Origin of the sequence: Bradyrhizobium sp. CCBAU 51627 (genome assembly GCF_028128765.1) — a bacterium.
Classification (GTDB): Bacteria; Pseudomonadota; Alphaproteobacteria; order Rhizobiales; family Xanthobacteraceae; genus Bradyrhizobium.
On record NZ_LBJG01000027.1, the window covers coordinates 233976 to 253774 of the forward strand.

Sequence of the window (19799 nt, forward strand, 5' to 3'; positions counted from 1 at the left end):
CTTTGTTCCCGGCGAGGGAGGAAGCCCGGATGAAGCGTCGTGAATTTCTGGTCGGGGCCGCAATGCTGGCCGGCACGATGGCGCGGAGCCGCGCCGCCGACATCCCGGCCCCCGCGCCCGACAAGCTGCGACGCATCACCTCGTACTTCGAGAACGAGGTCACCACCGGCCGATTGCCGGGGGCGATTGTGCTCGTCCAGCAGCACGGCAAGCCTGTTTATTTCAAGATGTTCGGCGTGCGCGACGTGAGGACGCGCCTGTCGATGACGCCGGACACGATCTTCGCGATCCATTCCATGACCAAGCCGATCACCAGCCTCGCCGCGATGATGCTGATCGACGAGGGCAAGCTCGCGCTCGCCGATCCCGTGTCGAAATACGTCCCCCTCTTCGCCGGCACCAAAGTGGGTCTCGAGGTCACCAAGCCCGACGGTTCGCTGGCGCTCGATCTGGTGCCTCCGGTTCGTCCCGTGACGATCAGGGACCTGATGCGGCACACCTCCGGCATCAGCTACGATTATATCGGCGGCAAATGGGTCGAACTCGCCTACAAGGAAGCCGACATCTTCGCCGGCCAGTTCGATAACAGGGAATTTGCCGATCGCATCGCCAAGCTGCCGCTGGCGCGGCAGCCGGGCACGTTGTGGCGTTACGGTCATTCCACCGATGTGCTCGGCAGCGTCATCGAGATCATCACCGGGCAGACGCTGTACGACGCCCTGAAGCAACGCATTCTCGATCCACTCGGCATGACCAGCACGAAATTCGTGCTGTCGACACTGGACGAGCTCGAGCGCATGGCACGGCCGCTGCCGAGCGACCAGATCCTGCTCGATGCCGAGCGCGAACGGCTTGCCCATCGGGAATGGCAATCCGGCGGCGGCGGCCTGCTCTCGACCATCACCGACTATCAGCGCTTCTCGCAAATGCTGCTCAACGGCGGTGAGTTCGACGGCAAGCGCTATCTCAGCCCCGCCGCCTTCAAGGATATGACGACCGACCAGATCGGACCGGGCTCCGGCGTCGGACGCGACTATTTCTATTTCCCGGGCGACGGCTTTGGCTATGGCTACGGCCTTGCGGTACGCACCGATCCCGGCGACGCGAAACCGCCTCCGCCGGGCTCGCTCGGCGAATTGAAATGGGATAGCGGCAGCGGCACCTATTTCGGCGTCGATCCCAAGCTCGACATGATCTACCTGCTGATGCAGCAGACCCAGAACGAGCGCGGCCGCATCACGCCGGCGTTCAAGGCGCTGGTCTACGATTGCTATCCCGAGGAGCTACGCCGCCCGTGAAGCGCGCTGGCCGAAATCGGCCAGCAATTTTGCGATCTCGGCGGCCGGCCGTGCCGCACTGAACAGAAAGCCCTGCACCTCGTTGCAGCCTTCGGCGCGCAGCCAGTCGAGCTGATCCTCGGTCTCGACGCCCTCTGCGGTCGTGGTGATGTTGAGGCTGCGTCCGAGGCCGGAGATCGCGCGGACGATTGCGCCGCAATCGGGCCGCTGCGCCAGATCCTTGACGAAGGATCGGTCGATCTTGATCTTGTCGAACGGAAAGCTGCGCAGATAACTCAGGCTGGAATAGCCGGTGCCAAAATCATCCATGGAGATGCCGACGCCGAGCTCGCGGAGCTGATGCAGGATCGCGAGGTTGGCATCGGTCTCGGCGAGGAAGATCGACTCGGTGATCTCGAGCTCGAGCCGCTTCGGCGACAGGCCGGATTGCGCCAGCGCCGAGATCACGACCTGAACGAGATTACGGCTGCGGAACTGCGCCGGCGACAGATTGACCGCGACCTTGACGTCGAGGGGCCACTTCACTGCTTCGGCGCAAGCCTCGCGCAGCACCCACTCGCCGAGCTGCGTGATCAGGCCGATGTCCTCGGCAACCGGGATGAACTCGGCCGGCGAGATCATGCCCTTGTCGGGATGACGCCAGCGCAACAGCGACTCGAAGCCGGAGATGCGGTCGGAGGCGATCGACACCAGCGGCTGGTAGTGCAGCTCGAACTCACCATTGGCAAAGGCGCGGCGCAGATCGAGCTCCAGATCGCGGCGCCTCTGCGCCTGCAGGTCCATCTCGCGTTCGAAGAAATGGTGCACGCCACCGCCGTCGGATTTCGCCCGGTACAACGCCATGTCGGCGTTGCGCATCAACTCCTCTGACGTCACGCCGTCGCCCGGCGACAGCGCGATGCCGATGCTGGCGCCGATCACCATCTCCTGACCGTCGATGTCGTAGGGCGACTTCAGCATGTCGATCAGCAAGGTCGCGCAGGCACTCGCCTCGTTCGGCGAGACGTCGGCCGCCAGTATCACGGCGAATTCGTCGCCGCCAAGGCGCGCCGCAAGATTGGCGCCGCGGACCGCTGTGGTCAGGCGTTCTGCGACCAACTTGAGCAGGCGATCGCCTGCGGGATGCCCGAAGGAATCGTTGATGTTCTTGAACAGGTCGAGATCGATGTAGAGCACGCCGACGCGCTTGCCGCCGGCCTGGTCGAGCGCCTGCTTCAGGCGCTCCCGGAAATATTCCCGGTTCGGCAGATCGGTCAGCCCGTCATGATGGGCCATATGGGCGATCCGCGCCTCGGCCTTGCGGCGTTCGGTGATGTCGACCACCGCGACCAGATAGCCATCGCGATCGCCGAAGGCGACGCGACGGCCGAAAGTCAGCACCTCGATCTCGCTGCCGTCGGCGCGCAAGTGCCGCCAGTTGCGCGAGGAGTGGTAGGTATCTCCGATGCGTTCAAGCGCCTCGGCGTGGCTGTCCCACTCGTCCTCGGGCCAGATCTCGTGCAACTTCATGCGCAGAAATACTGCGCGACTATAGCCGTAATGCTGGACTGCGGCGTCATTGACGCCAAGGAACTGCTTGGTCTCTGCGTCGAACACCCACATCGGCATCGGGTTGCTGTCGAACAGCAGCCGAAACGAGGCATCGCGCCGCTTCAGTGCGGTCACATCTGAGATCGTCAGCGAGACCACGTCGGCAAACGCGGTGGCGCTGAGGCGGAGGTAGCGGCCATCGTGCTCGATCTCGAGCTGCTCGCCGCGGCCGCCGGAGACCGCCTTGAGGAGGAATTCCATGATTTCGGGCGCGGCCAGCAGCGTGTTGCCCTCGCCGATCCGCCGCCACAGCAAGCCGGCACTTTCGACCTTCAACAGCAGTCCCGCGCTCTTGTTATGATGCACGATCTGGAGATCGAACGGCCTGCCGCCGGCATCGCGCAGCGTCGCCAGCGAGACCACCGCATCGTCAGTCGCGGCGAAAATCGCGTCGAGCAGATTGTACTGCGCACCGCGCTCGTTGACGTAGACCCCCACGAGCTTGGCGCCCCAGCGCGAGGCCGTCGGCATCGCCAGCAGATCGTAGGTCCTGACCATGCCGTCGCGCACGCAATGTGCGCTGGCCTGGTGCGGCTGTTCGTTGCCGAGCGCGTTTGCCACGGCTTCGGACAGCGCGGTGGCGCAATCGGGCGACAGCTCCGCGACCGGAATGTCCCAGCGTTCCTCGCCGAGCCATTTCTGCACATAACGTCCGCTGCGAGACAGCTCGAGTGTATCGTCGCCCCTCAGCAGCGCGATGTGATCGGCCAGCCGTCCGAGACTGCCGAGCATCACATCCTCATAGCGCGGCAGCCGGTCCCCCGGCTTCAACGCGGCACGCCATTTGCGCTGAAGCACCGGGATGTCGTCAAACATTTCGGTGGCCGGTTTGCCCGGCATCTTCTTCGCGGCACTCATTGCAGTCCCCAACGCACTTTCGCGCCGCATCCAATGCAAGCGCCCTTAATGCGGTGTAAAGAGCGCGCTGCCTCGGGTTCCGTTCGGCGATTATGACAGTTTTAAGTCGGGCGATGGTTAGCGCGTCTTAGAAACTATGACAGTGGTTTGAAATGCGATCGCCTCTTGTCCCGGACGCGCCGCAACGCGCAAAAAAGCAATCCAGAGTCTTTCCGCGGATACATTTCCGGATTGCTTCGCTGCGCTCGCGATGACGGAGCAAGCAGACACGCCTTCGCATCCTCGCGGCGCATCTCGCCCGAGGTTTGCTTCATCAAGCTCGCCCTCATCTGAAAAAGGGCGCAGGGAAGACCGGGTGCTGGCTGGCACCCGCGGTCCACTGTGCGAAGAGTTGCGCTACAAGAGGCTGCACAGCGGCATACAGGTGAAGCCGAAACATCCGGCCTTCCCTGCGCAGTGGTTTGACGGCTTATGTCGTGATCTCCCCGGGGAGCGCTGCACTATTGCCCCCGTCGCCCTGCAGATAGCTGATGCGAAGGTCCGGTTGGACCACACGCATCACCGCAAGACTTGGCGCACAGACTTCGGCCGCCAGGACCACACGATTTTGCCGTACGCAGGAATCACACCGGTCGTGTGCGCGACGCTTTCGCTCACGGTTGCCCGCCCTGCGAAAGCCTTCCGCGCCGATGTGACCCACGCCCACCGCCGCCCGGCCCGCGTTCGTGACGATCGCGATACGCCCCTCTTCCTTGGGCCGGGTTGCCGCAACACATACGCCCTTTCCGAATTTCGGTAAAGCGGAATATTTTTGGCGGAGGGAATTGCCCCACGGCTAGCGTGTTTTGCCCGTCGGGCAACGCAAGTGATTGATGTGTCGAAACAGATGGTGGGTTACGCCTTCGGCTAACCTACCCTACGAAACGTCGTTCGCCGCGACTAATCCTCGCTCGACGCCGCCGAGCGGTTGCGCAAGTGCGCCTGGGAGAGCAGGAAGAACAGGGCGCGCTCGCCGTGGTATTTGGCTGAGGGCCGCGTGCGCTCGAAGCCATCGGCAAAAATCTTGCCGGAGTGGTCACAGACCTGCCACCGCCAACCGAACCGTTTGCGCCTGGTGAGGATCACTTCGAACATGCCGCCGCGCTTGGTCCCCTGCTCCTGGCCGATCGCGCGAGCCCACCAAGACTGCGCCGGCTTCCCCATTGGATCGACGCCCGACATATAACGCGACAGGATGGAAAGCGAATGAAATTCATTGCCGGAAATATGTATCCTGCACCGGTATCGCGAGGTCGCGACGATCCCGGAATAAGCCGACGCCGCCGGTGTTTGCTCGATCTTGCAGCTCAGTTTGGCGGCGCTGACTGGTCGCGCTTGCAGCGCATTCAGGTCAGAACACAGCGCCCTGATCAGGTGCGCGCGTACTCACCTAAGTAAAGGTAACGGGAGATGGCATCTTCGTGCGCTGAATGAGAGTTGGTGCAAATCCCCGACGAGGATCGAGCCGGTCTTCATAGACGAGGACCAAGCAGCGCTAATGCGCGACGACTTCGACTTCGCCGTCGACGCCGTTCACGACGTTGAAGCCGCGCTCGTAGACCTTGCCTTCGTTCTTGGCGATGGCGCGGTACTCGCCTTCGGAGAGCACGACACGCGGGAAGGCGCCGATCGATTCCTTGATCACGTCGCCGCCTGGCGTCAGCACCGACCAGGCGGTGTTGGCGAGCGCCTCGCCCCCCTTGTCGCTGACGAGCTTGAGCGTGATCACGGCGGCGCGGTGGGTGATGGTGACGTCGGTGAGCTTGCCGGCCTGGACGCGGATGTCCGAGCGCACCACCGAATTGGCATCGCCGTAGTTGGAGATGATGTAGTAGGTCCCCTCCGGGATCAGCACGACGTCGCCGGCGGCGACATTCGGCACCAGCGCGGCGCGCTCGCCGGATTCGAACTGGCTGCCCTTGTAGATCGCGAACGAGATCTGGTTCTGCGGAATGCGGCTGGTGCCGACCCGCCCCTCGATGCGAAGGCCGCCGGCCGGCAGCACGAAGGATTCGCGGTCGGTCTCGGCCTTCAGGCTGACGGTACGCACCGCGCTGACGAGCCCGAAGGCGACGTGCACGACGTAATTGCCGGGCGGCAGCACGATGTTGGGCGTGGCGCTACGGTCTTCGCGGATCAGCTTGAAGGTGCCGTTCTCGTCGGGACGGTCGGCAAATACCCGCCAGACCAGGCCACTGCTGATTGCGGGGGTGTCCTTGCCGTATTTGGCCGACAGCGACAGCACGGCCTGCCCGGGCGCAGCCGCATTGAGGGGGGCTGCCGGCGGTACGGTCGTCACCGCGGGCGGCATGCTGGGCGTATTCGGCTGCATCAGGGTCGGCGGCAGGCTCGGACCGGCGCCCGGACCTGAGGGCGGCGCCAGGCTGACGGCCCCGCCGGGGTCGGGAACGGGAGCCGGCGGCACCGGCGGCGGACGATCGGAGAAAAGCTGCGCCTGGGCGGTATTTTGGCCCAGGGCGACGAGGCACAGGGCCAAGACAAGCGCCGGCCGCAGCCTGCCGCTGCGCCACCAGCCGATGATGCCGTCACCCCCGAAAGTCATGGCCTCTGCTTTTCACCGAAAACGCGGCAAATTCAAGCCTCTGAAACCTTGGGAAATACGACTTCGCGGCCGACCTTTGGAACCCGGTTGACGCTTGCGTGATTACATCAGAGGCAACCAGCCATCGCCACACTCCTGCCCACTGCGTCTCGAACGCTTGTAAACCAAGCTTTGCCGTCTTTCTGGCGAAGCGGAAGCGCGGTGCCTACTCTGGAACGAGGGCTGGCCCGGAGTAGGAGAGTTTCGGTGCTGGATATCTTGAAAGGTCGGGGCGTGAACGGTGCGAATGGCGAGAAGGTCGGCCTCGGCAGCATCCGCCGTCCCGTCCTCGGTCTCGCGCTGGGAGGCGGCGCGGCACGCGGCTTCGCCCATATCGGGATCATGAGAACACTGCTGGCCAACGGCATCGTGCCCGATGTCGTGGTCGGCACCTCGATCGGCGCGGCGGTCGGCGGCGCCTATGCGGCCAATCGGCTCGACGCGCTGGAAGACTGGGCGCGCAGCCTGCAGGGCGTGCGCAACATCCTCGGCTATCTCGACATCCGCCTCAACGGTTCGGGCCTGATCGGCGGCGAGAAGCTCGCAAGCCGGCTGGAGGAATCGATCGGCCAGACCCTGATCGAGGACCTGCCGATGAAATACGCCTCGGTCGCGACCGAGGTCCGCACCGGCCATGAGATCTGGCTGACGCGCGGCCGCCTGGTGGAGGCCATGCGCGCGTCCTATGCCCTGCCCGGCATCTTCTCGCCGGTGATGATCGGCGACCGCTGGCTGGTCGACGGCGCGCTGGTGAACCCGGTGCCGGTGTCGGCGGCGCGGGCGCTCGGCGCCGAGATCGTCATCGCCGTCAACCTGTCGACCGACGTCTTCACCCATTCGACGACGATCCATGCGCACGGCGCGATGCCTGCGCCTGATGGGCCCATGACCGAGGAGCCACCGGTCAAGCGGCGCTTTGCGCGCATCTTCTCGCCGGAGAAAACCGTCAAGCGCGAGTTCTTCGGCAGCGCCGGGCGTCCCGGCATTTCGTCGGTGATGGTGGATGCCTTCAACATCATGCAGGACCGCATCACCCGCGCGCGGCTCGCCGGTGATCCGCCGGACCTGCTGATCACGCCGCGGGTCGGCCAGTTCGGCTGGTTCGATTTCCACCGCGCCGACGATCTGATCGCGCACGGCGCGCGTGCCGCCGAACGCGCGCTGGAGTCGATCCAGGAAACGATCGACGTGCTGGCGCCGGCGCCGAAAGGCGCCGCGCCAAAGGCGGCGGAGTAAGTCCGGTTCAGGCCGTCTTGATGTAGTCGCGCAGCGCTTCCTGCTCGGACTCGTATTCCTGGACGCGGCGCTTGACGATGTCGCCGATCGAGATCAGGCCGACCACCTTGTTGTTCTCGAGCACCGGAAGGTGGCGGAACTTGCCTGTTGTCATCATCTCCATGAGCTCGGCGACCGTGTCGGTCTCCTTGCACGTGACGACCTTGCGGGTCATGACCTGGCTCACCGGCTCTTCCAGCACGCCGGCACCGCGCTCGCCGAGCACGCGAACGATGTCGCGCTCCGACAGGATGCCCTCGAGCCGGCTCTGGTTCATCACCAGCACCGCGCCGATCTTCTTCTCGCCAAGCAGCTTGATCGCGGCAGCCAGCTTCGCGCCTGGCTCGACGCTCATGATCTGGTGGCCCTTGGTGTTGAGAATGGAACGTACCGTCATTGTCGCCTCCCTGAAGCGGATCCGTCCGCTTTCCGCGGTCCGGACTTGTTCGCGAGTCTTCAACTAACAGTTTTGGCGCCGGTTTCACGCTCGTGCGCTTTGCGAAGCATCGCTGCTAGCAGCTTGTCGCTTCGGAACATTCTTCTTGGGAATGATGGATGAATTCGGGCTGCGCTGCAAGCGCCGCTTCAAATACCGTTTGAAAGGTCCCGTGATGACGCATCCGCAGCATCGTCGCTTCGCACGCGCGGCACCGGATCGAACAGCGCGAACAGCAACAGCCCTGCGAAGAAGCCGCCGATATGCGCCTGCCAGGCAACGCCCGCACTCTCACCGTCGACGCCGATCCCGCCGGCACCGAAGATGATGTTGAGGGCGAACCACACGCCCAGAAAGCCGATGATCCGCCCGTCGCGCAGGGCATGCAACAGCGGCAGAGCCGGAACCCTGGCTGCGGTATCTGCATCCGAACGACTGAACGACAGGAAGCTGCCCCGCACGAAGGCGAACCGGATTGCCGCCGCCATCGCGCCCGATACCGAGGCCGAAGCGCCGATCATCGGCACCACCGCGTGCTCGTGGGTGACGAGATGGGCGAGCGCGCCCGCCGCCGCCGTCACCGCCAGGAACACGAAGAAGCGCAGCGCGCCAAACCGTCGCGCCAGCGCGCTGCCGAACGGCAGCAGCCACAGCACGTTGAAGGCGAGATGGGTGAGGTTGGCGTGCAGCAGCGAATAGGTGACGAAGGTCCAGACCTTGGCCCCAGCTCCGCCCTCGAATTGCAGATTGACCAGCGAGGAATCGTAGCGCTTCGGGATGAAGCCAAAGACGTCGATGGTCCAGTTATCCAGCTCCGGCGGCAACAGCACCCGCAGATGAATCAGCGCCAGGAGGGCGACATAGGCCGTCAGCGGCCACGGCAGCGTCAGGATCGGCTCGCGGGGCGCCTCTTCGACGACGACCGGCTGATCCGATGGGGGTTGTGGCGGGGAATCCAAGGCGGTTTCGCTTTCAGGCGATCGAAACTACAAGCCTGCAGATAGTCGCCTTTGCCGCCCTTGCGCAAGTGCACAAAGGGAAAAGGCAGGACCCTGGGAAGCCCTGCCTGTCCGTGTCGGCCTTCCCGGCGCAACGGAAGAACAAGGAGTATCCCCACCCCTCCCCGCGGCCAGTGACCAAACTGTTTGACGCCCGTGTACAGGCCCCGCCGAGAACCTGGATGAAAGCGGCGAGGCTTGCGACCGCGACCACCATAGCAAGGGCGACGCCGGGCGAAAGCGCATAGTTAATTTAACGTTAACGACGCAAAGACAGCGCCCGCGACGCCAAATACGCCCCCGCGGCATGGACGCTGCAATTCCCCTCCTGCACAACATCAAAGGGATCTCTGGTGCGCTGAAGCGGGACAGGTTTGTCCCATGAGGTTGCGCCGAGGGGTGAGCGTCGGTCATGAAACATCCATCTAGTCGCGCGTTTTTCGCGTATTGGGACGAGAAGCGCGGCAACGGGCGGGCCCCTGATCGGGCCGATATCGACCCGGCCGCCGTGCGCGAGCTACTGGGCGATATCTTCGTCCTGTCCTGCGAGCCGAAGACAGGCTTTCCATTCCGCGTCGCCGGCACCCGCGTCTGCGCCCTCGCCGGCCGCGATCTCAAGGACCAGGGCTTTGCCGCACTGTTCGCCGATGCGAGCCGCGGCGAGATCGAGGAAATCGCGACCGTCGTTGCCGACGAAACGTTAGGTGCCATCGCCGGCCTCACGGCGCTGCGCGAGGACGGCAGCAAGGCCTATCTCGAGCTGCTGCTGCTGCCCTTCAACGCCCGCCCGCACACGCCGGTGAGCTTGACCGGCGTGCTCGCGCCGTTCGACGACGAATGCGGCGCGCTTTCAGCCTTCACCGTCACCTCCTGGCGCTATCTGCACCAACCGGAGAAATTGCTGCCGCGCGCAATCCGCAAACTGCAGATCGCACGCGGGCTGATGGTGTACGAGGGGCTGCGCTAGGACCAGTTCTCGCGTCCGACGCGCAGCATTGCGAGCAGCGGCCAAAATACGGCCGCTCAAAGGTGCGCGCACGCTTGTAATCCGTCACTGGAACCTTAACATTCAAGGTGCGTTTGCCCAACCCGCTGTGGGTAAGCGTTCACGCGGCCGGGCCGGTGAAGATGCATCTGCCGGGCCTCCGTCCAGGGACGATTCCCGTGATGGAGCACGCGACTCGAGTTGGCAATCGCCTGTTAGCTGCGTTACCGCCGGCGGACTTCGCTTTGCTTGCACCGCATCTGCGGAAAGTACCGCTCACGCACGACGCAGTCCTGGTTCGATCGGGCGACAAGGTCGAGCATCTCTGGTTTCCCTGCAGCGGCGCGATCGCCCTCATCATGGAGCTGCCAAACGGACAGACGGCGGCAACTGCCGTGATCGGCAACGATGGGAGCGTCGGGCTGATGACAGCACTCGCCCCGACCCGATCGCCCATGACCGCTGTCGTGCGCGTGGCGGGGACAGCGCTGCAGATTTCGCCCGCGCGATTTCACACCGCACTCGAACGCAGTCCCGCCATCGCAAACTCGGTTCAGCTTCTCACCAGGGCGATGCTTACGCAATTCCAGCACGTCGCGGCCTGCAATGCGCTGCATTCCGTCGAAGCGCGCCTCGCCCGCTGGCTTCTGCACATTCACGACCGGACCGACGGTGGTGACATCTTGTCCTTGACGCAGGAGACGCTGTCGGAATTGCTCGGCGTCCGGCGTACCACGGTCACGCATGTGGTGAGCGCGTTGCGAACCTCACGCGCGATCAAATCCAGCCGGCGCGGCCAGCTCGAGATCGACAGGCATCGGCTCGAGGCCGTCGCCTGTGAGTGCTACAAGGTGATGAGCCGCAGGATCGATCGGATCGTTTCGCAGGAGGCGCCGAGGCTGCGTCACGCCGCACCGGCGCGGACAGGCTGCCTCCCTCCGGAGCCACCGCTCGCCAAGACTGACTCGTAAACCCACGCCTCTCTGGCGAACCATTCGTGCGTCGCGGCGCACATCCTGCAATAGGTGCGCGAAAAGAACACCGCGCTGCACCGGAACCTTTCGCCATCCATCTCGATGCCCGTCGGAATGGCGCTTCCCGTTTCCGGGCACTTGATCATGACCATACCCATCCTGATTTCCTCCAGATTGGCATCACCTCGATTATGAGGGGGCCGCAACCGGCTGGACGGCATCTTTTCTTGCGAAGACGCTCACCCAGCCGGTCGGCGCGGCCAACCGCTTCGATTCAAGCAGCGCTACGCAAAACCCGGTTCAAGCTCTGCTTGATCGGATCAGCCGTTTCGGTCGCAACCTTCCGGGCGAGGTCCCAGAGCTCGCGATTCTGGGCCGAAGTTGTTTCAAGGATCTTGCGACTGTGGGCGGTAGAGAGATCTACGAGATCGGCAAACGACCTCGCATCGACAAGCTGGGAAAAGAATTCGAGCGTGGAAATGGTGTTGACGTGGGATATCTCGATAACCTTGGTGCGGTAGTCGGCGGCCCGCCTGGCATTGGTCGAGCAGGCATCGCAGAGAGCTGCGGTCATCTCCTCGGACGTCGCCTTGATCTGCGCAAAATTCGCCTGGGCCCGTGTCGCGCCCTGCTCGGCGAAATTGCCGAAGATCGTCTGCATGTTGAAGAACGGTACGTCGAACTGGAGCTTTGCGCTTCCGTTGGCTCCTCCGTTCTGCGGAGCGGCATTCGTGTCTGCGTTCAAATTGACATCACTCACGGGCATTCATCCTCTCAAGCGAAACTAGATCATGGATTGAAGACTCCCCGTGGCATCCAGCGGTGCCTGTGGCGCCGGGACACCAGTACTCCCATTTTTCAATGCGGTAGGATTGTTGCTGCGGATAACCGCCCCCGCCCCCTTGCAGAGCCGACTATGACCGACGAAAGTCTGGGGTTCGGTTCGCTTTCGGACTCTCGGCGCAAAATTAAATCAATTCATGCGGCGAAGCGGCGCAGACTGCGTTTTACATCTTTGAAGTTGTTGCAGGCGCACACGCCAACCTGAGATCAGCTCCGGCGTTGGGGGCCGGACACCGCCTGCACCAGCGACGCCCGGCCCTTCGCTATCGATCCATCACGGCATCGCCAGATGCCAGGCGCCGTTCAGGAAACCATCGCCGGTGATGTCGCCGGGCTTGGTGTCCTTGGCGAAAGTGTAGAGCGGCTTGCCCTTGTGCGCCCACTGCCTGGAGCCGTCGTCCCGGATGATGATGGTGTAGCCGTCACCCGGCGCGTCGCTGGCCTCGGCCTTCAGCGCCGGCCAGTTTGTCGCACACGGGCCGTTGCAGGCCGACTTGCCGTCCGTGTCCTTGTCGAAGGTGTAGAGCGACATGCCCTTGGCATCGGTCAGCACGCTGCCCTTGCCGGTCTTGGTCGGCGGTGCCGCAAACGCAGCGGAGCTGATCGCAAGGGACGCAACGAACGTGAGCGCGAGGCGGATCGAGGATGTCGTCATGGTGTCTCCTGTCATGCATTGGCCAGAAAATTTGCTTGCATGGGTAGGACGCCGCAATGCGCGCACTATTCCTCGAACGTGCGCAAAGATATTTTTGGCTGCGCGTATCGATGCGACGGAATAAATTGCGGTGGTCGATACGGAGCAAGCAGGAATGAGCAAGCCGCGTTGGCGCCGCGCGCACAAAGGAGATCTCGAAGCGATCAGCGCGATCGCGACACGGATTCATCCTGATCTACCCGAGCGTCCCGAAGTGCTTTCGGAGAAGATGCGGCTTTATCCTGACGGCTGTCGCGTGCTTGCCATAGCCAACGAGATCGCGGGCTACGGCCTCGCCCATCCCTGGATGCGGCAACACATCCCGCCTCTCGACGGCTTCCTCGAGCGATTGCCGCAGGCCGCCGACTGTCTCTATCTGCACGACGTCGCCGTGCTGCCCGACTATCGCGGCGGCGTGGCGCGCGCTTATGTCACGGAGATCGAGCAGATCGCGCGATCTTCCGGCATCACGACCCTTGCCCTGGTCTCGGTCTACGGCACGCGCGTGCTATGGGAGCGTCTCGGCTTCCACCCCGTCGCAGCGGATGCGGCGCTGCACGACAAGCTGTCGTCCTACGGCGCAACCGCGACCTACATGCTGCGCGAGCTCGGCAGATAGGCGCTCCTCGTGCGCGGCTCACGCGGGCGTGAAGCCCGACTTCGAACCGGCTTCGATCAGCTCCCGTCGAAGAACTGTGCGAGCCATTCCGGTCTCGCCGAATTGAGGCTGGAGAATTTCCATGAAACTCACATTGCCCAAAGTTGCTTTGATCACATTCGTTGCGACGACCGCATTCACCGCAACCAGTGCCAACGCGTTACAGTTTCGCACCTATGGCTGCGACGTCGGCTTGTTCGAAAGCTGCGGCATCCTCAACCTGCAGGATCCGGCACCCGGTCGGCGCCCCGTCATTCGCCTCGATCGCGATACGTCGCCGACCTACATGAAGCAGGCCGATCCGCGCTACAATTCGGCGATGCGCGACGCCGGCGGTGGTGGCGGCGGAGGAGGCGGTGGTGGTGGCGGAGGCGGCGGTGGCCGCTGAGCCCACAACGACAGTTCAGATGATGTCGCCGGTGCAATCCGGCGGCATCATCACTGCCGACGGCAATTCAACCGCGGCGCTTCTTCTTGCCCTTCTTGCCCGGCGCGCCCGGCCATTCAGTGACCGACGGCGCATATTTGGCGTCACCGGATCTGTTGCCGAATGTCTTGTTTTTCTTCCCAAACGCCGGCTTGCCGAATTTCCCGCCCTCATGAGACTTAACGTGGGGCTTGGCATGGGGCTTGGCGTGCGGCTTGCCCTGATGCTTCGCTTCAGGCTTTCCGCGCGGCCTGTCGTGCTGCTTCGGCCCGTTCGCGCTCCAGGGATCGTCGCTGCGGCGGACAACGTGATCCTCGTCCCCTTCATCGCGCCGCGGCGGCTTGTCCACGGCAGGACGGCCTTGCGACGCACCCGTCATCGGCTCGATGCGGATGCTGTCCTCCTTGTCCGGGCGCTTGACCTTGACGGCGAAGGCCTCCGCGACGCGCTCGGAGATCTCGAACTCGGTGGTGGTGTCCATGATCTTGATCGCGCCGATGTCGCGCTTGTCGATGCCGCCGCGGCGGCAGATCATCGGCAGCAGCCAGCGCGCCTCCGCATTCTTGCGACGGCCGATGGCGGCGCGGAACCAGACGGTCGGCTCCGCCATGACATGCTTCGAGGATTTCCCCGATTTGGCGCGAGGCCTCTCGGAGCGATCGTCACCACGCGATGCGCGATCGTCGCGATGACGGGTGTCCCGCCGTCCGCGATCCTCGCCGGGATCGATGATGTCTTCCGGCGACGGCAGCCGCGCGCGATAGAGCCGCGCGAGCGCCGCGGCGATGTCCTCGGCCGACCGCTCGGCCAGCAGGGCCTTCGCCAGCTCCAGATCGTCTGATGTCGTCTCCTCGGTAAACAACGCGTCCTTCATGCGCTCATGATCGAGCTTGCGGATTTCGTCGGCCTGCGGCGCCAAACCCCAGACAGCCTCGGTGCCTGACAGATTGAGCAGCAACTCTGCGCGACGGCGCCGGGCCGGCGGCACCAGCAGCACGCTGACGCCTTTGCGGCCCGCGCGTCCGGTTCTGCCCGAGCGGTGCTGCATCACTTCAGGGTCGTTCGGCAGGTCGGCATGAATGACGAGGTCGAGACTCGGCAGATCGATACCGCGGGCCGCAACATCTGTCGCGACACAAACGCGGGCGCGTCCGTCCCGGAGCGATTGAAGCGCCAAAGTGCGTTCGTTCTGCGTCAACTCGCCTGACAGCGCGACAACCGAGAAGCCGCGCTCCAGCAGCGCCGCCTGCAAATGCCGGACGGCGTCGCGCGTGTTGCAGAACACCAGCGCGCTCGGCGCCTCGTAGAACCTCAGGATATTGACGGCCGCATGCTCGACATCACCGGGAGCGACCCGGATGGCGCGATACTCGATGTCGGCGTGCCCGCCCTCGTCGCCCGCGACCTCGATGCGAAATGCATCCTGCTGATACTGTTTTGCCAGCGCCACGATGCCGCGCGGAAAGGTCGCGGAAAAAAGCAAGGTGCGCCGCGTCTCCGGCGTGGTCTCGAGGATGAACTCCATGTCCTCGCGAAAGCCGAGATTGAGCATCTCGTCGGCCTCGTCGAGCACGACGACCTTCAATTCCGAGGTATCGAGGCGATTGCGACGCAGATGATCGCACAGGCGGCCGGGCGTGCCGACGACGATATGGGCGCCAGCGGCCAGCTCGCGCTGCTCACGGCGCGGATCCATGCCGCCAACGCAGGAGACGACGCGCGCCTGCGCATGCTCATAGAGCCAGGTGAGCTCGCGCTGGACCTGCAAAGCGAGCTCGCGGGTCGGCGCGACGATCAGCGCCAGAGGTGCTGCGGCCTGCGCGAACCGCTCGGCACCATCGAGCAGGTCCTTGGCCATGGCCAGACCGTAGGCGACGGTCTTGCCCGATCCGGTCTGGGCCGACACCAGCAGGTCGCGGTCGATGGTATCCTCACCGAGCACGGCAAGCTGAACCGGCGTCGGTGAATCGTAATTGCGCTCAGCCAGGGCGCGGGCGAGCGGCGGGGTCAGGGCCGGAAAGGACACGGGATGGAAAACCTTGGTTGGTCCGGGCGCGGAACGGAAAGCCGAGGGGCCTGACACTGCTGCATTCGCGGCAGAGGGCCCGGTCACACCCATGATGATTTGATTTGGACGCTCTTTACGCCAACAGCGGCCAAATCACCATGTTTTTGATGCATGGCATTGGCGACAGGGTGAACAGCTTTGGGACGCCCAGGCCGCGCTTTTGAGCCGGAACGGCGGACTTTTGCTGCCATCTCGCTTAAATTGGCCCCGACTGAACGTACCAAGAATGCATGGATGACCTCGTCAGACCAACGGCGCTGCGGCGATTGCACGCTTTGCTGCAAGGTGATGGCCATCGAGGCGCTCGCCAAGCCGGCCAGCACCTGGTGCGCGCATTGCAAGCCCGGCCGGGGTTGCGCGATTTATGACCGGCGGCCAGCCGAATGCGCCGCGTTCGCCTGCCTCTGGCTCGTCAACGATCTCGTGGACGAACGCTGGAAGCCGAACCGTTCAAAACTCGTTTTGACCACCTCGGAAGACGGCCTCGAGATCCGCTGCGACCCGGGCTCCCCCAATGCGTGGCGCCGGGAGCCCTACGCCAGCGAGATCCGCGCCTGGGCCGAGGAAGGCGAGCGCAACGACATGACAGTCGTGGTGATCGTCGGCCAGCGCGTGATCCTGATCACGCCGGAGCACGAGTTCGATCTCGGCATCGTCGGGCCGGACGAACGCATCGTGCGCGAGCTGGAGGGCGCCAAGGTGGTGGGCGCGACGGTGATGAAGGTAGGTGAGTTTGACGCCTGGTCGAAAATTGGCAAAGCGGGATCGACCGGTTGATGGTGGCCGCTCTTGTCGCGCCGGCCATTCGAGCCCAAATCGTGCCTCACAACAGAACAGGATGGGTGAAGGCATGGCCGACAGCATTTCCCTCGCCGACAAGCTCGCGACCTTCAGTGATTTCTGGTCGCCGCGCACGGTCACGACCTTCAACGATTGCGACGTGATGGTGGTGAAGGTGAAGGGCGAATTCACCTGGCACAAGCACGACGACACCGACGATTTCTTTCTCGTGCTGAAGGGCAAGCTGGACATCGAATTGCGGGACCGTACCGTAACGCTCGGTCCGGGCGAGCTTTACGTCGTGCCCAAGGGTGTCGAGCATCGGCCGGTGGCACGCGAGGAAGTTCATCTCATGCTGATCGAGCCGAGCGGTACGCCCAACACGGGCGACAAGGCCACCGCTGCAGCACGGAAGTTCGCATAACCGGGGCGCATCTAATCCCTTGATGTCACCAGCCTGCTGAAGCCCCCGGCCAGTCTTGCTCTGGTCCGCACGACAAAATCTTTCGCGGCTTGGCTCAGGGCGCGGATGGCGCGCCAGGCTTCGGTGGCCTGGAGCCATGCTCTCATCTCTGTGAACTTCCCGTAGCTCCATGCGAATGCGGGGATCCGCATCAGCTTGTCACGCGTGAGATGGAACAGCCGCTCGACCAGCACCAGCTTGAGCAGCTCGCAGCCGACAAATGCCGCTACGCCGCTCAGAAATTGGCCTGTCGCGACGAGGTAGGCGGCCACCGGCTTGATCGGCTCCAGAATGATCACGGGCACGGAAAACAGCGCGAGCGACGGATAAGGCGGCAGCGATTTGATCCAGGCCCGCAGCCGCTTGAACTCGAAATGCCGCGCCAGCCAGCGCGAGATCGGCAGCGCCACGGCCATGAACACCGCATCGACCAGGAAGTAGATGGCCGCCAGGACGTAGGTGATGGGTTCCAGGATCCGCTTCACGATCAACTCTCCGGTGAACTGAAAGTCGGAACCTGGGCCTAAGTTTCACCTCAGCGTGGATCATTCGCGGATTCGGTGTGGAACTTTTGCGGCATTTCGGTTCGGCCGGCTTCAGATCTCGGCGTAGATCTCCAGAAGGTTGCCATCGGGATCCCTGAAAAACAGCGTCCGATGCCCGAAGGGCTGATTGGTTGGCGGCGACAGCAGCGCGACGTCCTTGCGTGCGAGCTCCTCGGCGCAGGCACCAACCTCGGCCGCGGAGACCTTGAAAGCCAATTGCAGTGAGGCACTGCCCAACGGCGTCGGTGCGTCAGCCGCGGTGCGGCTCGGCCGCGCCAAGGCGAGCGTGTTGCTGCCAATCCCGTACTCGATCCAGTTCGGCGACAGTTCGCGCAGCAGAGGAAACGCCAGCACGTCCTCGTAGAAGCGCCGCATCGCGTCCATGTCGCGCACGAAAATGACGGTGTAATCGATCGCGCGGATGGCGCTGAAGGGCGATCGCGGACGAATTGGCTCGCGTGCCATCAGCGCTCCCCGCCCTCCTCCACCATGCGATCGGCGAGAAACGTGCCGTTCGGCTGGTGGAAGACGATTTGTCCGATGCTCTGCCCCTCGCCGCGAAACTCGACGGCAAAGCCCTCCAACTCGGCGATGCGAAACCGGCGGCCCTGCTGCGGCTCAAGCCGATAGGCCGGTTGATAGTCCGACTTCAAAATCAGCCTGCCCTCGCCGTCCAAGGTCACGCGATGGGTGATGGCGCCGCTCCTGAACTCCCCGACACAGCGCTCGCGGAAAGCGGGATCGAGGCAGTCGCCGGCGGCACGGCGCTCGAACACGATGTCCTTCACCATCGGCTCCAGCGGCGCCGACAGATGCACGATATTGCCCTCGCGGTCGGTCTGGAAGGTGATGGGAAGATTATCCGGATGAAGCTTGTCGATGATCTCAGGCGTGACAAACGTTTCGAAATGCCAGTGCGATAGCGGCGCGCCCATGCCGCGCCACGACCAGTGCAGCGCGCCGTCCCGCTCGCGGATCTCGATGACACCATAGGCGGGGTGGGCATAATCGGCCGCATAGGCCGACAATTCATGCGCGGGCTTGGTGTCCTTATGACGCGCCTTCTCGCGCGCCTCCTTGTCGGCCGGGACATGGGCGATGAAGTCGTCGCGCATCTTGCGGAAGCGCGAGAGCCAGTCGATCGGCTCCCGGCCGCGCAGCCGGTCGATGATGTACCACGTCAGAATCGGCGGGATCTGACTCGAACTGCGGTTGGTCAGCACGGCGACGCCGATGCCGGCGTCCGGGACCAGGGTCATGAACGAGCCCCAGCCGTTCCACCCGCCGCCGTGCGATATGTGGCGTTCGCCCTGATAGGCGTTGGACTGAAACCCTAATCCATAGTGGGCGTGGCTGAACTCGGCAAATTCCGACTTGGCGACCAGCGCCAGCGGCGCGTGCAGTTGCTCCGCCAGCGCGGCCGGGAGCAGGCGCTCGCCTTCAAACTCGCCCTTGCCGAGGTGCAGGCGCATCCAGTTGGCGAGATCGGCGACCGATGTGTTGATGGCGCCCGCGGCCGTGGTGCGGATTGGCAACCGCAGTGCCGGCGACCGCGTGTCGACGTCGATCTTGTAGGGCCGCGCCGGCTCTGGTCCTGCTTCGAACTCGTCGAGCGAGAAACTGACGGTCATGCCGAGCCGATCGGTCAGGCGCTCGCGCACGAAGGCTTCATAGCTCTTCCCGCTCACCCGCTCGATCAGGAGACCGGCTGCGTTGTAGCAGAGATTGCTGTACTGCCAGACGGCGCGAATGTCGCGGCTCAGTTCGAGGTGCCGCATCAAGGGCAGCATATCGGCCGGCGCGAGATCGCCGGGCAGATGAATCCAATCATGCCGCGGCAGCCCGGACTGATGGCTGAGCAGATCGCGCACGGTGACGCGCTCGGTCGCCACCGCATCCGAGAGACGAAACTCCGGCAGATAGTCGCGGACCGGCTTGCTCCAGTTGAGCGCGCCCTCGTTGTGCAGCAGCGCGATCGCGGTGGCGGTGAACGACTTGGTGATCGAGCAGATTACGAAGTGCGTGTGCGGGGTGACCGGAAGATCGGCCTCGACATCGCGTTGGCCATAGGCGCGCGTGAGTGCGACCTCGCCGTGCTGTACGATGGCGAGCGCAGCGCCCGGGACCTTCCAGACCGCCATCGCTTCCGCGGCGAGCCGATCGATATCGGGAATGAGAGACCCAAGCGCATCTGGCATCTCGGATGAGCTGTTCATGATCAGTACACGACCTCCAACGTGTGCACGCTAGCGACATCAACGTGAAA

At 63.9% G+C, this 19799-nt stretch carries 21 protein-coding genes; 9 read left to right on the plus strand and 12 right to left on the minus strand.

The features are described 5' to 3' along the window. Positions 1 to 29: 29 nt before the first annotated feature. Positions 30 to 1298 carry a serine hydrolase domain-containing protein gene (locus XH88_RS24615; protein WP_271670843.1) on the plus strand — a complete coding sequence of 423 codons (1269 nt, stop codon included), beginning with the start codon at positions 30 to 32 and terminating at the stop codon, positions 1296 to 1298. Here XH88_RS24615 and XH88_RS24620 read toward each other — a convergent pair. Beyond that, a complete protein-coding gene (locus XH88_RS24620) occupies positions 1284 to 3746 on the minus strand; it encodes a putative bifunctional diguanylate cyclase/phosphodiesterase (protein ID WP_271670844.1) in 2463 nt (820 codons plus the stop codon). The genes XH88_RS24615 and XH88_RS24620 overlap by 15 nt on opposite strands. Before the next feature lie 355 nt (positions 3747 to 4101). On the opposite strand from XH88_RS24620, the gene XH88_RS24625 reads away from it, so the two are divergent. Then, complete coding sequence (locus tag XH88_RS24625) at positions 4102 to 4545, plus strand: hypothetical protein (protein ID WP_271670845.1); 444 nt, start codon at positions 4102 to 4104, stop codon at positions 4543 to 4545. A 140-nt stretch (positions 4546 to 4685) separates the two neighbouring features. Here the strand turns inward: XH88_RS24625 and XH88_RS24630 are convergent, their stop codons facing one another. After that, entirely contained in the window at positions 4686 to 4949 is a 264-nt protein-coding gene (locus XH88_RS24630; protein ID WP_271670846.1) for a hypothetical protein, read from the minus strand. Positions 4950 to 5280: 331 nt separating this feature from the next. Then, on the minus strand, positions 5281 to 6348 hold the full coding sequence (locus XH88_RS24635) for a hypothetical protein (protein WP_271670847.1): 1068 nt from the start codon (positions 6346 to 6348) through the stop codon (positions 5281 to 5283). A gap of 246 nt (positions 6349 to 6594) precedes the next feature. Between XH88_RS24635 and XH88_RS24640 the strand changes: the two genes are divergently transcribed. Continuing rightward, the gene (locus XH88_RS24640) at positions 6595 to 7623 is read left to right on the plus strand and encodes a patatin-like phospholipase family protein (RefSeq protein WP_271670848.1); all 1029 of its coding nucleotides are present in this window, start codon (positions 6595 to 6597) and stop codon (positions 7621 to 7623) included. Positions 7624 to 7630: 7 nt separating this feature from the next. Here the strand turns inward: XH88_RS24640 and XH88_RS24645 are convergent, their stop codons facing one another. Both XH88_RS24645 and XH88_RS24650 read right to left on the minus strand, forming a co-directional pair. After that, positions 7631 to 8059, minus strand: a complete 429-nt coding sequence (locus tag XH88_RS24645; RefSeq protein WP_271670849.1) for a CBS domain-containing protein — start codon at positions 8057 to 8059, stop codon at positions 7631 to 7633. Between the two features lie 188 nt (positions 8060 to 8247). Then, a complete protein-coding gene (locus tag XH88_RS24650; RefSeq protein ID WP_271670850.1) occupies positions 8248 to 9057 on the minus strand; it encodes a rhomboid family intramembrane serine protease in 810 nt (269 codons plus the stop codon). Positions 9058 to 9508: 451 nt separating this feature from the next. On the opposite strand from XH88_RS24650, the gene XH88_RS24655 reads away from it, so the two are divergent. Together XH88_RS24655 and XH88_RS24660 are read left to right on the plus strand one after the other, a co-directional pair. Beyond that, complete coding sequence (locus XH88_RS24655; RefSeq protein WP_271670851.1) at positions 9509 to 10063, plus strand: PAS domain-containing protein; 555 nt, start codon at positions 9509 to 9511, stop codon at positions 10061 to 10063. Positions 10064 to 10260: 197 nt separating this feature from the next. Continuing rightward, complete coding sequence (locus XH88_RS24660) at positions 10261 to 11052, plus strand: Crp/Fnr family transcriptional regulator (RefSeq protein ID WP_271671010.1); 792 nt, start codon at positions 10261 to 10263, stop codon at positions 11050 to 11052. 277 nt (positions 11053 to 11329) lie between these two features. Here the strand turns inward: XH88_RS24660 and XH88_RS24670 are convergent, their stop codons facing one another. Further along, positions 11330 to 11821 (minus strand): phasin, encoded by a 492-nt coding sequence (locus XH88_RS24670; protein ID WP_271670853.1) that lies wholly within the window; start codon positions 11819 to 11821, stop codon positions 11330 to 11332. 351 nt (positions 11822 to 12172) lie between these two features. Next, entirely contained in the window at positions 12173 to 12553 is a 381-nt protein-coding gene (locus tag XH88_RS24675; RefSeq protein ID WP_271670854.1) for a COG4315 family predicted lipoprotein, read from the minus strand. A gap of 154 nt (positions 12554 to 12707) precedes the next feature. Between XH88_RS24675 and XH88_RS24680 the strand changes: the two genes are divergently transcribed. Beyond that, the gene (locus tag XH88_RS24680) at positions 12708 to 13211 is read left to right on the plus strand and encodes a GNAT family N-acetyltransferase (protein ID WP_271670855.1); all 504 of its coding nucleotides are present in this window, start codon (positions 12708 to 12710) and stop codon (positions 13209 to 13211) included. A gap of 121 nt (positions 13212 to 13332) precedes the next feature. Further along, positions 13333 to 13638: a hypothetical protein gene (locus tag XH88_RS24685; protein ID WP_271670856.1), complete on the plus strand. Its 306-nt coding sequence runs from the start codon at positions 13333 to 13335 to the stop codon at positions 13636 to 13638. 67 nt (positions 13639 to 13705) lie between these two features. On the opposite strand, the gene XH88_RS24690 is transcribed toward XH88_RS24685, so the two are convergent. Continuing rightward, complete coding sequence (locus XH88_RS24690) at positions 13706 to 15703, minus strand: DEAD/DEAH box helicase (protein ID WP_271670857.1); 1998 nt, start codon at positions 15701 to 15703, stop codon at positions 13706 to 13708. An 83-nt stretch (positions 15704 to 15786) separates the two neighbouring features. After that, positions 15787 to 16041 (minus strand): hypothetical protein, encoded by a 255-nt coding sequence (locus XH88_RS24695; RefSeq protein WP_271670858.1) that lies wholly within the window; start codon positions 16039 to 16041, stop codon positions 15787 to 15789. On the opposite strand from XH88_RS24695, the gene XH88_RS24700 reads away from it, so the two are divergent. Then, the gene (locus tag XH88_RS24700; protein ID WP_271670859.1) at positions 16034 to 16522 is read left to right on the plus strand and encodes a hypothetical protein; all 489 of its coding nucleotides are present in this window, start codon (positions 16034 to 16036) and stop codon (positions 16520 to 16522) included. The two genes, XH88_RS24695 and XH88_RS24700, sit on opposite strands and share 8 nt — an antisense overlap. A 73-nt stretch (positions 16523 to 16595) precedes the next feature. Continuing rightward, positions 16596 to 16949, plus strand: a complete 354-nt coding sequence (locus XH88_RS24705; protein ID WP_271670860.1) for a cupin domain-containing protein — start codon at positions 16596 to 16598, stop codon at positions 16947 to 16949. 11 nt (positions 16950 to 16960) lie between these two features. Here the strand turns inward: XH88_RS24705 and XH88_RS24710 are convergent, their stop codons facing one another. From XH88_RS24710 to XH88_RS24720, 3 genes are all read right to left on the minus strand, one after another. Beyond that, positions 16961 to 17473, minus strand: coding sequence for a hypothetical protein (locus XH88_RS24710; RefSeq protein ID WP_271670861.1), 513 nt, complete (start codon positions 17471 to 17473; stop codon positions 16961 to 16963). 111 nt (positions 17474 to 17584) lie between these two features. Further along, positions 17585 to 17998, minus strand: a complete 414-nt coding sequence (locus tag XH88_RS24715) for a VOC family protein (RefSeq protein ID WP_271670862.1) — start codon at positions 17996 to 17998, stop codon at positions 17585 to 17587. Further along, complete coding sequence (locus tag XH88_RS24720) at positions 17998 to 19749, minus strand: serine hydrolase (RefSeq protein ID WP_271670863.1); 1752 nt, start codon at positions 19747 to 19749, stop codon at positions 17998 to 18000. Before XH88_RS24720 ends, XH88_RS24715 begins: the two co-directional genes overlap by 1 nt. Positions 19750 to 19799 lie beyond the last annotated feature (50 nt).